The 13724-nt window shown below is 52.9% G+C and carries 12 protein-coding genes; 6 read left to right on the forward strand and 6 right to left on the reverse strand.

What is annotated here, in order from left to right:
* Positions 1-134: 134 nt before the first annotated feature.
* Positions 135-1796, reverse strand: a complete 1662-nt coding sequence (locus tag LX66_RS18595) for a hypothetical protein (protein WP_145716359.1) — start codon at positions 1794-1796, stop codon at positions 135-137.
* 164 nt (positions 1797-1960) lie between these two features.
* Between LX66_RS18595 and LX66_RS18600 the strand changes: the two genes are divergently transcribed.
* The 4 genes from LX66_RS18600 to LX66_RS18615 all read left to right on the forward strand — a co-directional run bounded on the left by LX66_RS18600 (position 1961) and on the right by LX66_RS18615 (position 5792).
* Entirely contained in the window at positions 1961-2848 is an 888-nt protein-coding gene (locus LX66_RS18600; protein ID WP_145716361.1) for a decaprenyl-phosphate phosphoribosyltransferase, read from the forward strand.
* Positions 2848-4188: an FAD-binding oxidoreductase gene (locus LX66_RS18605; RefSeq protein ID WP_145716363.1), complete on the forward strand. Its 1341-nt coding sequence runs from the start codon at positions 2848-2850 to the stop codon at positions 4186-4188. The genes LX66_RS18600 and LX66_RS18605 overlap by 1 nt, the downstream gene beginning before the upstream one ends.
* 146 nt (positions 4189-4334) lie before the next feature.
* Positions 4335-5066 (forward strand): SDR family oxidoreductase, encoded by a 732-nt coding sequence (locus LX66_RS18610; protein WP_145716365.1) that lies wholly within the window; start codon positions 4335-4337, stop codon positions 5064-5066.
* 135 nt (positions 5067-5201) lie between these two features.
* A complete protein-coding gene (locus tag LX66_RS18615; protein WP_145716367.1) occupies positions 5202-5792 on the forward strand; it encodes an HAD family hydrolase in 591 nt (196 codons plus the stop codon).
* Positions 5793-5864: 72 nt separating this feature from the next.
* Here the strand turns inward: LX66_RS18615 and LX66_RS18620 are convergent, their stop codons facing one another.
* Positions 5865-6635, reverse strand: coding sequence for an acyl-CoA desaturase (locus LX66_RS18620; protein ID WP_145716369.1), 771 nt, complete (start codon positions 6633-6635; stop codon positions 5865-5867).
* 138 nt (positions 6636-6773) lie between these two features.
* Positions 6774-8381: an ABC transporter substrate-binding protein gene (locus LX66_RS18625; protein WP_244620449.1), complete on the reverse strand. Its 1608-nt coding sequence runs from the start codon at positions 8379-8381 to the stop codon at positions 6774-6776.
* 195 nt (positions 8382-8576) lie between these two features.
* Here LX66_RS18625 and LX66_RS18630 point away from each other — a divergent pair, with 195 nt between their 5' ends.
* Positions 8577-10277, forward strand: coding sequence for a M1 family metallopeptidase (locus tag LX66_RS18630; RefSeq protein ID WP_244620450.1), 1701 nt, complete (start codon positions 8577-8579; stop codon positions 10275-10277).
* Positions 10278-10293: 16 nt separating this feature from the next.
* On the opposite strand, the gene LX66_RS18635 is transcribed toward LX66_RS18630, so the two are convergent.
* Both LX66_RS18635 and LX66_RS18640 read right to left on the reverse strand, forming a co-directional pair.
* Positions 10294-10950 (reverse strand): NADPH-dependent F420 reductase, encoded by a 657-nt coding sequence (locus LX66_RS18635; protein WP_145716375.1) that lies wholly within the window; start codon positions 10948-10950, stop codon positions 10294-10296.
* A gap of 129 nt (positions 10951-11079) precedes the next feature.
* A complete protein-coding gene (locus tag LX66_RS18640; RefSeq protein ID WP_145716377.1) occupies positions 11080-11817 on the reverse strand; it encodes a menaquinone biosynthetic enzyme MqnA/MqnD family protein in 738 nt (245 codons plus the stop codon).
* Positions 11818-11975: 158 nt separating this feature from the next.
* On the opposite strand from LX66_RS18640, the gene purB reads away from it, so the two are divergent.
* Positions 11976-13316 (forward strand): adenylosuccinate lyase, encoded by a 1341-nt coding sequence (purB, locus tag LX66_RS18645; protein WP_145716380.1) that lies wholly within the window; start codon positions 11976-11978, stop codon positions 13314-13316.
* Here the strand turns inward: purB and LX66_RS18650 are convergent.
* A complete protein-coding gene (locus tag LX66_RS18650) occupies positions 13313-13669 on the reverse strand; it encodes a YraN family protein (protein WP_145716382.1) in 357 nt (118 codons plus the stop codon). The genes purB and LX66_RS18650 overlap by 4 nt on opposite strands.
* Positions 13670-13724: the final 55 nt, after the last annotated feature.

The raw sequence follows: 13724 nt of genomic DNA on the forward strand, positions 1-13724 counted from the left end.
ATATAGTCTATGATACTGATTTCCTGTTTCATTCATCATACGTTCTACATCATACTTCATACCTCCTACTTCCGGCTTCTTATTATCCAGACAGTCCTGTTCTTCAAAAAGGTTGGGTATGCCGGAAAATTTTTTTACGGCCTCACATATACCTCGATGGTAGCATTCGTAGGACGGCGGGGCGCCAGGAACTGGTCTACCTGCCGGTAATGCTGTTTCAGCTCGTTGCGTAAGGCAAAGGGAAAGAAATTGTTCAGGCCCGGGGCGTACTCATACAGCACCAGGTCATAATGATGCTGCCGTACCTTCTGCGTGAAGGCATCCAGTTGACGGTTGAACATGCCTACCCCCAGGTGGTACCAGAGCGGGTAGTCCTGGCCGGTTTCCAGCTTAAAGGGCATGGCATGCGCCAGGGGGGTTAACTCGGTCATGTTCAGCACTTTAATGCTGTCCTGCTTCTCTTTTACTACCGGCATGTTCAGCAGCCGTTCCATTCCTTCTACCGTGGAAGGCGGCATGTATATTTTTTCAAACGCCGGCAGGCTGGAGAAGATCCACTGCGAGGTAGGCACATCGTGGGTAGTATCCGTATTCAGCATAAAGTTGCGGCGGGATACCACGTTCTCCTCCCCCGGCGCGGGATGCCCGGCCACGCTTTCCGTGGTGGCGGCCGGCGGAAATATGCGGGCAAATACACGGTCTATGTATTTCCAGAAAGTGCCGGACCACCATAACAGCACCAGCAGTGCGCCGGCGGTAAAGGCCTTGCGCTGCCCCAGGTCTATCTGCTGGATGGCGCTGAAGCGGGCGCATAAGAACGCGAAGGCAAAGGCATGGAAGAAAATGTTATTGTCCGGCGGCGTATAGCTGGTTACCTGGAAGAGGGCGGCTTCCGCCAGTATGCCCAGGGTGAGCAGCGTAAACAGCATGGCGGTCTTTTGCTGCCAGAAGGCCCTGAACTGGCGCAGGGCGGGCACCAGGCTCAGTACGATCAGCAGCAGGTAGAACTTGATCCACTGGGAAGCGCCCAGTATCTCCTCTGCAAAATCGCTGACAGCCAGGCGGGAATTGTGAGGCGGCTGCCCGTGGTTGAACCAGTAGCCGAAACCGTAGCGGGTCAACGGCGCAATGAAGATCACAGCTATCAGCAGCAGGAAGCCCAGGAACAGGGGGATGTCCCACCAGCTTTTGTCGTGTATGCTGTTATACAGCAGCAGGGCCAGGCAGAGCAGCAGGGCCAGTCCGCCCCCATCCTGCTTGGTGAAGATGGACAGGAACACGAAGAGGGCGGCCAGTGCCAGGTCCAGTAACCGTACCCGGCCCTTCGGGCTGGTCATGAAGCGGAACAGGAAGGCCAGCCCCACCAGTTCATACACGATCACTGTATGATTATACCAGGGCCAGAAATTGAAAAAGGAATAAGACAGCACAAACACCAGTACCGACAAGGTACGCACGGCCGGCGCCACTTCCAGCCGCTTTAAAATAGCGCGGAAGGAAAAGCCGGCAATAATATTGATCAGTACCTGGGCTTTTACCAGGGAAATGAGCTGCGGCCCGAACAGTTTGAAGAACAGGGCCGGTATGATCCAGAAGCCGTAGCCCAGCGGCAGCCCGAAATCCTTGTAGGGCACCTGCCCGGTAGACAGGCGGTAGGCCCCCTCCCAGGAAAGGAAAATATTGACCCGGTACGGGAAAGTGGCGAACAGCGGCACCAGCGCCAGGCCGATAATGATCAGCGACTCTGCTACGGTAAAGAGACTACGTTTCTGGTAAAGGGACGACCCTGATGTCATATATGGGGAACGTTTATGATTCATTGAAAGGCTCAAAAATACACATAAAGCTGAAAGCAAAAAGCAGAAAGCTGGTCAAAGCGAATACAAACATCCGCGCCAATAGCTTTCAGCTTTTTACTTTTAATCGTATCTTGCCGCGGAATCAATCACCGTTTATCCCCGTGCAGTATCTGAAACTACTCAGGCCCCACCATTGGGTCAAAAATCTGTTCCTGTTCATACCCCTCTTTTTTGCAGGAGAGCTATTTTCCCTGTCGGTTATACGCGAACTGATAGCGGCCTTTTTTGCGTTCAGCCTGGTAGCCAGCAGCGTGTATATTATTAATGATTATAAGGATATTGAGGCGGACCGCCGGCATCCCGTAAAGTGCAAGCGCCCCCTGGCTTCCGGCGCCGTATCCAGGCCGGCCGCGCTGGTGTTCTTTGTGCTTTGCCTGGGCATTGGCCTGGCCCTGGCCTGGTATGTAAAGCCCAAGTTCCTGTTCGTGGTGGGCATCTATTTCATCCTCAACCTGTTCTATTCCCTGGGATTGAAAAATATATCCATTCTTGATGTTATCATCCTGTCCATTGGTTTTGTGCTGCGCATCCGGGCGGGCGGCATCGCATCCGATACGGCTGTATCGTCCTGGCTGGTGGTAATGGTGTTCCTGCTGGCATTGTTTATGGCGGTGGCCAAGCGCCGGGACGATGTGCTGATCAAACACGCATCCGGGCAGGAAATGCGCAAGGCTTCCAAAGGCTATAACATGGACTTCATGAACGTAGTGCTGGCCCTGCTTTCGGCCGTGATCATCGTGTGCTACCTGATGTACACCCTGGACCCTGTCACCATCGAGCGCTTCCGGACCTACCGCCTGTATTACACGACCCTTTTTGTTATTGCCGGATTATTACGATATTTGCAAATAACCTACGTGGACAACAACACCGGGTCCCCTACCAAAATCCTGTACAAAGACCGTTTTATCCAATTAACCATAGCCCTGTGGATCCTGAGCTTTTATGTGATCATTTATTTACCGGCAAACAAAAGTTTTTTTGACTAATGCAAAAACGGTTAGCAAATTGGGGTAATTACCCTGTCGTTTCCTGTGAAGAGAGCACCTTTTCCAGGGAAGACCAGCTACAGGCGCTACTGGATACACCCTCCTCCTCCCTGATAGCCAGGGGCAACGGCCGCTGCTATGGCGACGCTTCCCTGGGAGCCCACAGTATTTCCACCCTGAAGTATGACAAGGTGCTGCACTTTGACGTAGCGGAAGGCATTTTTGAATGCCAGGCCGGCATTACGCTGGACCAGGTGCTGGACATTATTGTGCCGAAGGGCTGGTTCCTGCCGGTAACCCCCGGTACAAAATTCATTACCATCGGCGGCGCCGTAGCCTCAGACGTGCATGGCAAGAACCACCACGTGGACGGCGCCTTTTCCAATCATATTATAGATATGGAGGTGATCACCTCCCGCGGACCGCTTACCTGTTCCCCTCATACGGAAGCGGATCTCTTCTGGGCCACCTGCGGCGGCATGGGCCTTACCGGCGTAATCACCCGCGTGCGGTTCCGGCTGAAAAAGATCGCCACCTCCTACATCAAGCAGCGGCAGATAAAAGCCCGCAACCTGGAGGAAGTGATCCGCCTGTTCGAAGAATACAAGCATTACACCTACTCCGTAGCCTGGATAGATTGCCTGCAGAAGGGCGATTCCTTTGGCCGCAGCATCCTGATCGTGGGAGAGCATGCGCAGCCGGAGGACCTGTCCGGCCAGCAGCGCCAGGCCCCCCTGCAACTGCCGGAGAAGAAGAAGCTCACCGTACCGTTCAACCTGCCTTCCTTTGTGCTGAATACCCTTACGGTAAAGGCGTTTAACTGGCTGTACTATGCCAAGAACACCAAAAGGGAGATCAACAACGTGGTATCCTATGAGCCGTTCTTTTACCCGCTGGATGCGTTCCTGCACTGGAACCGCGGTTACGGAAAGGCGGGTTTTGTACAATACCAGTTTGTGCTGCCCCTGGAGCAGAAAGACGGATTGGTGGCCATCCTGCAGCGTATCAGCAGCAAAGGCTGGGGCTCTTTCCTGGCGGTGCTGAAGGTGTTCGGCAAACAGGACAGCCTGATCTCCTTCCCTATGGAGGGCTATACGCTGGCGCTGGACTTCCCGGTGCGCAAAGGGCTGCTGCCCTTCCTGGATGAGCTGGATGCCCTGGTGCTGCAGTACGGCGGCCGGCTGTACCTGTCCAAAGATGCCCGTATGAAACAGGAAGTGTTCTGGCAAAGTTATCCCCATGTACAGCGGTTTGCAGAGATTGTAAAGCAGTACAACCATACATACCGATTCAGGTCCTTACAGTCTGACAGGCTGCAATTAACAATTAATAATGAATAATGAATAATTAAGGGGCTGAGCGCCATGCATATAAATAATTGTATCAAAGATGCCGGCACTTTATTATTAATTATCAATTATTCATTATAAGCATACCTGTTTTACAAGTATTACTAATTCTTAATTCTTCATTATTAATTACATAAATGCCTACTGTTTTAATTCTGGGTGCGGGGTCGGATATGGCCGTAGCTATCGCCCGCCGGTTTGCCGCCGCAAAGTATGATATACAACTGGCCGCCCGCAACACCTCCTTTTTGCAGGCGCAGCAGCAGGACCTGCACATCCGCTACGGCGTTGCTGCCAGCTCCCACGCTTTTGACGCCCTGGACTTTAACAGCCATGCTGCCTTTTATGAAAGCCTGGAGCCACGGCCCCACATCACCATCTGCGTATTCGGCTACCTGGGCGACCAGGAGCTGGGGCAAACCAACTGGCAGGAAGCCAGCCGCATACTCCACACCAACTATACGGGGGCGGTGTCCATCCTGAACGTAGTGGCCAACGACTATGCTGCGCGCCGCCAGGGCATGATCATTGGTATCAGCTCTGTGGCGGGAGAACGGGGCCGGCAGAGCAACTACCTGTACGGCAGCGCCAAGGCCGGTTTTACGGCTTATCTCAGCGGCCTGCGCAACCGGCTTTTTCACCAGGGCGTGCATGTCATGAGTGTACAACCCGGATTTGTATATACCCGCATGACCGAAGGCCTGCAACTGCCACCACTGCTCACCGCCCAGCCGGACGATGTGGCCCAGGCCATTTTAAAAGGGGGAGCTTCCAGAAAGAACGTACTGTATGTAAAATGGTTCTGGCGCTACATTATGCTGATTATCAAATCAATACCGGAGTTTATCTTCAAAAAATTAAAATTATGAAGTAAACCTTACAGCATATTAGTTTATAATAATTTATAGGCTGATACCTGTGATTTTACTTTTAACAAGGCAGTTGCTTCCTCCTGATAATTGTCAATCAGATAAGGTAAGCTACTGATAAATAATAATTTATAAATGTCTGCTATTGCTTTCTTTGATTTTGACGGTACCATTACCCGGCGGGACACGCTTTTCGAGATCATCCGGTTCCAGAAGGGCGCGCCCGCTATGTATGCAGGATTACTGGTGCTTTCCCCGGCGCTGGTATTGTTTAAATTAAAGGTGCTTTCCAGCCATACCATTAAACAGGTCGTGCTGCGGTATTTTTTCCGGGGCGCGCCGCAGGCGGCTTTTACGGAGAAGTGTGAAGCCTTTTGCCGGCAGCGCCTGCCCCGCCTGCTGCGGCCGGCTGCCCTGGGCGCCATACAGCAGCACCTGGCAAAGGGCCACCAGGTGGTGGTGGTCACCGCGTCGGCCCAGGACTGGGTAGCGCCCTGGTGCACGGCCATGGGCATTACCTGCATCGCTACCCGGCTGGAAGTGGAGAACGGCCGGCTGACCGGCAACATAGCAGGGCTGAACTGCAACGGGGACGAAAAGGTTTGCCGCATCCGGGACGCCTATGACCTGCAGGCATTTGAGCATGTGTACGCCTATGGGGACAGCAGCGGGGACAAACCAATGCTGGCAATAGCGGGCACCAGCCAGTATAAACCCTTCAGGTGATACGGTATACCGATAAAAAAAAGCAGCGGATGAACATCACCCGCTGCTTTTTTTATTCAATCGTTGTATTATTTACGCTGCTGCTTTCTTCATCTCCGCCTTTGTTACCCTTGCACTTTTCAATTTGATGATCCCGATCCAGTTCATGGCTTTCATTACCGGGTAGGTAGGATCCAGCTCAAACCATTTCTTGGCAAAGTTGGGGCTGTCCTTGAACTTGTGGTGGTTATTCTGGAACAGCTCTCCCAGCAGCAGGATGCCCCAGGGGGAAGTGTTCCTGGAATGATCCCCGTTATTGAAATTGCTGTAGCCGTATTTGTGGCCGCACCAGTTTACAATAGCGCCCTGCACAGGTCCCATCAGGAAGTGTATGGGCAACAGCAGGAACCAGATCCAGCTTGGTGCAAAAGCTACGTAAAAGGCAATATAACCCATCGCAAAGATCAGGCGGGTGATCATATGGTCGCCAATACGGTCCAGTGCATGCCATTCCGGCAACGGCTCCTCGGTGAATTTCGCATCCGGTACATTTTTCCGGGTCAAAAAGCTGTTATAGAGTTTGCGGGTCTGCACCATCATCGTCCACACGTCCTTGAAGAAGTGCGGGGAATGCGGGTCATGTTCAGTATCGCTATATTCATGATGCATACGGTGCATTACGCCATATGCTCTTGGAACCAGGTAGGAAGAGCCCTGGAAGAACCAGGTACAGAAATAGAATACACGTTCCCAGCCTTTGCTGGCAGTATACATCTGGTGGGATGCGTACCGGTGCAGGAAGAATGTGTGAAAGAACAATGATAAGAACCAGTGCACACAGAAAAAGATCAGAATCGCAGTCATCAACTTACTTTAAAAAAATGAATGATAAGGAACAAAGGTACGCCCGTTTTAATTAAAAATTAATAATTAAAAGTTAATAATATCCTTAACAATCGTGTTTCAATGAAACGCCTGCGTTACGATTACTATTATTAATTGTTAATTATTAATTTTCACATGGCGTAACTCCAATATATTTAAGCCGTTATCCTGCATGCCCTGCACCCAGGGCTGCAGGAAATGCACTGCTTCGTCATAGAACACCGGCACCACCGGCGCATCCTCCACGATCATGCGGTCCATGGCCTGGTACATCTCGTAGCGCAGGGAATCGTTGGTTTCCTGCAGGGCCTGCTCATACAGGCGGTCATAGGCGGGATTGGCATAGCGGGTGTAATTGGGCGGCGCAGGATTCTTCCCATAGAAAAAGGCCAGGTAGCTTTCGGCATCCGGGTAGTCCGCTATCCAGGTGCCGCGGAAGAACCCGGCGGCCGATTTGGCGGTCTGCTCCAGCAGCAGGCTTTTCTGCACCACCTCCACCTGTATGCGCACGCCTATTTCCTGCACCTGGTTGGCAATGTAATTGGCCAGGTCCGCATACATGGGGATGGTGAGCAGCCGCAGTTCCGGCAGGCCCCTGCCCTGTGGAAAGCCGGCCTCGGCCAGCAACTGCCTGGCCAGGGAGGGGTCATAGCTGTAGCCTTTTACTTTTTCTGCGCTGAAAGAAGGCAGGCCGCGGGGCACAAAGCCCGCGGTGGCCGGCGTACCGATGCTGTTGCGCAGGTAGGTCATCAGCTTTACCCGGTCAAAACCGTAGTTGATGGCCTGCCGCACTTTCTTCAGGCGGGTGGGTGACTGCTGTACGGCCGTTTTGCTGCTGTCCAGCAGGAAGCCCAGGTACTCTACATTCAGGTAAGGGCTTTTGGCCAGCACCATTTTCCCGGCCCATTTCTTCTTCAGTTGCCCGGTTTTGGTCAGCACCTCGTCTTTAAAGGAGGCGTCCAGGTCGTTCATAAAATCCAGTTGCCCCTGGCGGAACAGCAGGAACTCGGTGGCCTTGTTGTCCAGGAAGGTCATCTTCACCGCATCCAGGTAAGGCAGCGAGCGGCCCTGCGCATCCTTCTCAAAGTAGCGCGGGTTGCGGTGGAGGATCAGCGCCTGCCCCTCCTCCCATTGGTGGAACAGGAACGGGCCCGTGCCGCAGGGATGCCGCCGGAAATCCTGCCCGTGCTTTTCCACCACTTCCCGGGGCACAATGGAGCAGTACTGCATGCTCAGGATGCCCAGTATGGGATGGAAGGGTTGCAGCAGCGTAAGCTGGAAAACGGAATCGTTCAGGGCTTTGAATCCCTTTTCAGGGTCTACCTTGCCGTTGAACACCCAGGCGCCCGGCGACGCGGTGGCCGGGTCCATGAGGCGGCGGAAACTGTACACCACGTCCTGCGCAGTGAGGCGCCGCCCCTTGCCGCTGGGAAAAGCTTCGTTATCATGAAAGTATACGTCGCGCCGTAAATAAAAAGTATAGGTCAGGTGGTCGGCGGATTCTTCCCAGCGGGTAGCCAGGCTGGGACGGATCACCATCTGGCTGTCCGGCTCCACCAGGGTGCTGTACAACTGGTGCACCGCCCAGATAATGGCCTGGCTTTTGGCAAACGCCGGGTCCAGGGTAGCGATGCCTTCTACAATATTGCAGCGGAATACCTGTTGCGGATGCGTGGTCCGGGACTGACAGGAACATGATAATAAAATCCAAATTCCAAATCCCAAATTCCAAAATGGCGGCCATCGCCCGGCTATGGAGTAAGCGTTCGTATGACCGGTGGTTTGCCCACGTTTGGAATTTGGATTTCGGGATTTGGATTTTGTGTATTTGTACATTAAAATGTTACATTTTACATTGCAAATTAATATCTTTCCGCCCAAAATATACTGCTGAATATGCGTGGAATACCTATGCTTGTTATGATGGTTTTGATCACGGCGTTACATGCCGGCGCACAACAGAACACGCCGCTAAAGGGAGCACAGCAACCGCATTTCACCCATGCAGATACCCTGCGGGGCACTATTACCCCGCAGCGCGCCTGGTGGGATGTGGTGGCGTACGATCTTCATGTGAATGTGCACCTGGAGGACAGCACCCTCAGCGGGTACAATACCATTACCTATGAAGTATTAAGCCCGGACAGCATGATGCAGATAGACCTGCAGGAACCGATGGAAATAGACAGCGTGATACTGGATATCGACAGCCTGAAGATCACCACCCATTCCAAACTGGATTTTACCAGGGACGGCAACGCCTTTTTCATACAATTCAATAAAGCGGAAAAGAAAGGCACTACCCGCAAGCTGACCGTGTATTATCACGGCCAGCCCCGCAAAGCCGTGAATGCCCCCTGGGATGGCGGCGTAGTATGGGCGCGCGACTCCCTGGGCCGCCCCTGGATAGCCACCGCCTGCCAGGGACTGGGCGCCAGCGTGTGGTGGCCCAACAAAGACCACCAGAGCGATGAGCCGGAATACATGACTATTAACGTAACGGTGCCGCAGGACCTGATCAACGTTTCCAACGGCCGCCTCAAACTGAAAATACCCAACAAGGACAGCACCGTTACCTACGTATGGACGGTGAACAGCCCGATCAATAACTACGACGTAGCGCTGAATATCGGCCACTATAAAGAATTCAAGGACACTTACGCCGGCGTGGCCGGCAAGCTGGACCTGGACTACTGGGTGCTGGACTATAACCTGGACAAGGCGCGCAAGCATTTTGAAGTGGTAAAGCCCATGCTGGGCTGCTTCGAGTTCTGGTTCGGCAAATATCCCTTTTACAAGGACAGCTACAAGCTGGTGGAAACTCCGCACCTGGGCATGGAGCACCAGAGCGCCGTGGCCTATGGCAATAAGTACCAGATGGGCTACAAGGGCAGGGACCTGTCCGGTACCGGCGTAGGGCTGAAATGGGATTTTATTATTGTGCATGAAAGCGGCCACGAGTGGTTCGGCAATAATATCACCAGCAAGGATATTGCAGATATGTGGGTGCACGAGAGCTTTACCAACTACTCCGAGACCCTGTTCACTGAATGCATGTACGGCCCGGAGGAGGCGGAAAAATACCTGATCGGCTGTCGTAAGAACATCAAGAACGACATTCCCATTATCGGTCATTACGGTGTGAACAGCGAAGGCTCCGGCGACATGTACTACAAGGGCGGCACCATGCTGCACATGATCCGTAAGATATTTGATAATGACGACCGCTTCCGCTGGATGCTGCATACGCTGAATACCGATTACTACCACAAGACCGTAACCGGCGCGCAGGTGGAGCGTCACATCTCCCAGCATGCAGGCAGGGACCTCAGCAAGGTCTTTGACCAGTACCTGCGGGATACTACCCTGCCGGAGCTGCAGTACCGCATTGTAGGCCAGGTGCTGTACTTCCGCTGGTCATCCGATATCAAGAATTTTGACATGCCGGTGAAGGTAACGGTGGGGATCAACAACTACCAGTTCATTTATCCCGGTCCGCTGTGGGCTACGACTAACCTCAGCTATATGGACCCGAAATACTTCAAGGTAGATCCCGCCTTTTATATTAAGGTGAAAGAGATGAAAACGGTGAAGGAGATGAAAGATGCCCTGAAGAAGTGATGTGCCTGTCCGCACCTCATTTCTTCACGATCTTGAACGCGTGATCCCATTTCCCGGTGCGGTAGCCGATAGCGCTCCACAGGATACAGAGGGGCTCTATATTGCGGCTCATGATGATCCTGCCCATATCGGCCACGTCTTCCCATCCCATCTGGTGCAGTACTTCCGTTACCTGCTTTTTGGCTTCGGGGTCATTGCCGCAGATGAACATGGTGGGCTTTTCCCCGTCCTGCCTGTGCTGGAACATGATCTCATGCCCTACGCAGCTCAGGGCTTTCACCACGTTGGCGTCCGGCGGCAGCCAGGCCTGTATCTGCTCCCCGGCGGATGAAAGCCCGTTCACGAATGACAGGCGCCCTTCCTCATCCGGTCCTTTGCCGTCCAGGGGATTGGTTACATCCACTACGGTCTTTCCCTTGAAATTCCAGATGCCCGCCTGCTCGATGGCGCTTTTGGCGCCGGTCCAGCTTACGCAGATCACCACCAGGTCGCCGGAGGCGGCCGCTTCCCTGAAAGTGCCGATAGTGGCCCCGGGCCCCTGGCGTTTGGCCCATTGCTGTAGTGATTCTTTGGCAGGATTACGTGTTCCAATAACGACATGGTGGCCCATTCCTACAAACCCGGCGCCTAAAGTGAGCCCTACGGCTCCGCTGCCCAGGATACCGATTTTCATGACGCAGTATTTCTACTGAAATTAAATAATTAATAATTAATAATGAATAATTAATAATAGCCCGTAACACAAGTGTTTTACCGCAACACGATTGCTACGATTTTTCATTATTCATTATTCATTGAACGGCTACTGTAAGTAGCTCAGGAAGCGCTGCATACCCTGGCGTTTGGCCGGTGTCAGCGGGTAGCTGATATGGTGGGTGTAATAGGCCGTCAGGTCAAACAGCGGGTAGGGATTTTCCGCTACCACGGCGGGAATATTGTGAATACCGATGCTGTTGGCATTATTAAATTCCTGGATGAATGCAATGGGCAGCGGTTTGTTGCTCACCCAGGCGGCAAATACGAAGGGCAGGCTGGTAAAGCGCATCCAGGCTTCGGCCAGGTCGTAGATGTAGGGCGATCTTTTACGCTGCTCCAGCGCGCGGTCGCCAATTACCAGGCCGGCATTGGCGTCTTTGATCAGGTGCTGGTAATCGCCGGAGGTTTGCACCAGCTCGGCGTTCAGCTTCCAGTAGTCGCGCACCAGCAGCTTCAGTAAAGCTACGGAGGTGCGGCTCTGGTAGTCCAGGTATATACGTTTGATCTCCTGCAGAGGCACGTCGCTGAACAGGCATACCGATGCCACCGGTCCCTCCGCCCCTATGCAAAAATCTGAAATGATATGATGCTCCTGCATTTTAGGGATCACCGCTACCGGCACCAGCGCCACGTCTACGCTTCCTTCTATCAGTTGCCGGGCTATCATGGCCGGGTAATCCATAGATAATTCCATCATCTTCATCACTGCATGTCCCCTGAAACCATACAATAAAGGCTTGGTGTTCAAATAACTTACCGCCGCTACTTTTACTTTCCGTTCCAATTTCTGTATTTTTGGGGCCAAAATTAAAAGAAATCCCAAATTCCAAAACCCAAATCCCAAACAGGTGGATAAGTACTTATGTAAAATACAGTCTGCCAATAGTTTAAGGGATATATCAATTTTGGAATTTGGGATTTGGAATTTAGAACTTGGAATATATGCAATTACAACCTTTGACCGCCATTTCACCACTGGACGGCCGTTACCGGAAACAACTGGAAGAGCTGGCCGCTTATTTCTCCGAATTTGCGTTGATCCGTTACCGTGTACTGGTGGAAATAGAATATTTCATTGCCCTGGCGGAACAGAAGGTGTTCTCCCTGCCCAAGGGCAAAGCGCCCGCCCTGCGTAAGATATACCAGGACTTCAGCCTTGAAAACGCCCAACTGATCAAGGAAACCGAAAAGATCACCAACCACGACGTAAAGGCCGTGGAGTATTTTGTGAAGAACGAGCTGAAGCGCCTGGGCCTGGAGGACAAGCTGGAATGGGTGCATTTTGGCCTTACCTCCCAGGATGTGAACAATACCGCTATCCCCCTGCTCTGGAAAGACGCGGTGGAGCAGCTTTACATGCCGGCCATTGCCAACCTGGTGCTGGAGCTGAAAAAGCTGGCCAAAAGCTGGATGAAAGTACCGATGCTGGCGCGCACGCACGGACAGCCCGCCTCTCCCACCATACTGGGCAAAGAGGTAATGGTATTCGTGGAAAGGCTGGAAGGACAGATCCGGCTGCTGGGCGACGTGCCCTTTGCCGCCAAGTTCGGCGGTGCTACGGGCAACTTCAATGCCCACCATGTAGCCTTCCCCAAAGTGAACTGGGAAAAGTTTGCGGACAAGTTCGTGAACGGCGCCCTCGGCCTGCAACGCATGCGCTACACCACCCAGGTAGAGCATTACGATAACCTGGCCGCCCATTTTGACACGCTGAAACGCATCAATAATATACTGGTGGACTTTTGCCGCGATGTATGGACCTACATTTCGCTGGACTACTTCAAGCAGAAGGTGAAGAAGGACGAAGTAGGCTCCAGCGCCATGCCGCATAAGGTAAACCCCATTGATTTCGAGAACGCGGAGGGCAACCTGGGCATGGCCAACGCCCTTTACGAGCATCTTAGCGCCAAGCTGCCCATCTCCCGCCTGCAACGCGACCTTACGGACTCCACGGTGCTGCGCAACGTGGGGGTGCCTTTTGGCCACAGCATGCTGGCCCTGCGCTCCCTGCAGAAAGGGCTGGGCAAGCTGATCCTGAATGAAGCCAAACTGAAGGAAGACCTGGAAAACAACTGGGCCGTGGTAGCCGAAGCCATACAGACGGTACTGCGCCGCGAGCATTACCCGCAGCCTTACGAAGCTCTGAAGGAGCTGACCCGCGGCGGCGACCAGATCAATAAACAGACCATCCACAAATTCATTGAAGGGCTGAAGATCAGCGCCGCGCTTAAAAAGGAGCTGAAAGCCATTACGCCCTCCAGCTATACGGGCATCTGGAACTAGAACGCATCCTCAAAATGCGTGAGCTCATACCGCTCCCCGTCCGTAAAGGTGATGGCGATAATATCAAAACGTATAGCCGCCGGAGTTTGGCCGGTCCTTTCCATAAATGCTTCGGCAGCGCCCTGCAGGTGCTGCCTTTTTTTATGATGTACGCTTTCCTCCGGCCAGCCGTACAGGCTGCCGGTGCGGGTCTTTACTTCAAAGAACACCAGGCAGTTGTCCCGGCTGCCAATGATGTCTATCTCCTTATGCCCCCATTTCCAGTTGATATGCAGGATGCTGTAGCGCTGCTGCCGCACGTAAATCTGCGCGATCCGCTCTCCTTTTTTGCCCAGCTCATTATGGAAAGCCATTTTTTCAACTAATTTTGAGACCGGTTTTTAACACTGATCATCAATAAATCTACAT

Origin of the sequence: Chitinophaga japonensis, assembly GCF_007830125.1 — a bacterium.
Lineage (GTDB): Bacteria > Bacteroidota > Bacteroidia > Chitinophagales > Chitinophagaceae > Chitinophaga > Chitinophaga japonensis.

Excerpts from the sequence above, each read along its gene's own strand:
- LX66_RS18595 (WP_145716359.1), bottom strand. The coding sequence starts at position 1,796 with ATGACATCAGGGTCGTCCCTTTACCAGAAACGTAGTCTCTTTACCGTA.
- LX66_RS18605 (WP_145716363.1), top strand. The coding sequence starts at position 2,848 with ATGCAAAAACGGTTAGCAAATTGGGGTAATTACCCTGTCGTTTCCTGT.
- LX66_RS18610 (WP_145716365.1), top strand. The coding sequence starts at position 4,335 with ATGCCTACTGTTTTAATTCTGGGTGCGGGGTCGGATATGGCCGTAGCT.
- LX66_RS18615 (WP_145716367.1), top strand. The coding sequence starts at position 5,202 with ATGTCTGCTATTGCTTTCTTTGATTTTGACGGTACCATTACCCGGCGG.
- LX66_RS18620 (WP_145716369.1), bottom strand. The coding sequence starts at position 6,635 with ATGACTGCGATTCTGATCTTTTTCTGTGTGCACTGGTTCTTATCATTG.
- LX66_RS18630 (WP_244620450.1), top strand. The coding sequence starts at position 8,577 with ATGATGGTTTTGATCACGGCGTTACATGCCGGCGCACAACAGAACACG.
- LX66_RS18635 (WP_145716375.1), bottom strand. The coding sequence starts at position 10,950 with ATGAAAATCGGTATCCTGGGCAGCGGAGCCGTAGGGCTCACTTTAGGC.
- purB (WP_145716380.1), top strand. The coding sequence starts at position 11,976 with ATGCAATTACAACCTTTGACCGCCATTTCACCACTGGACGGCCGTTAC.
- LX66_RS18650 (WP_145716382.1), bottom strand. The coding sequence starts at position 13,669 with ATGGCTTTCCATAATGAGCTGGGCAAAAAAGGAGAGCGGATCGCGCAG.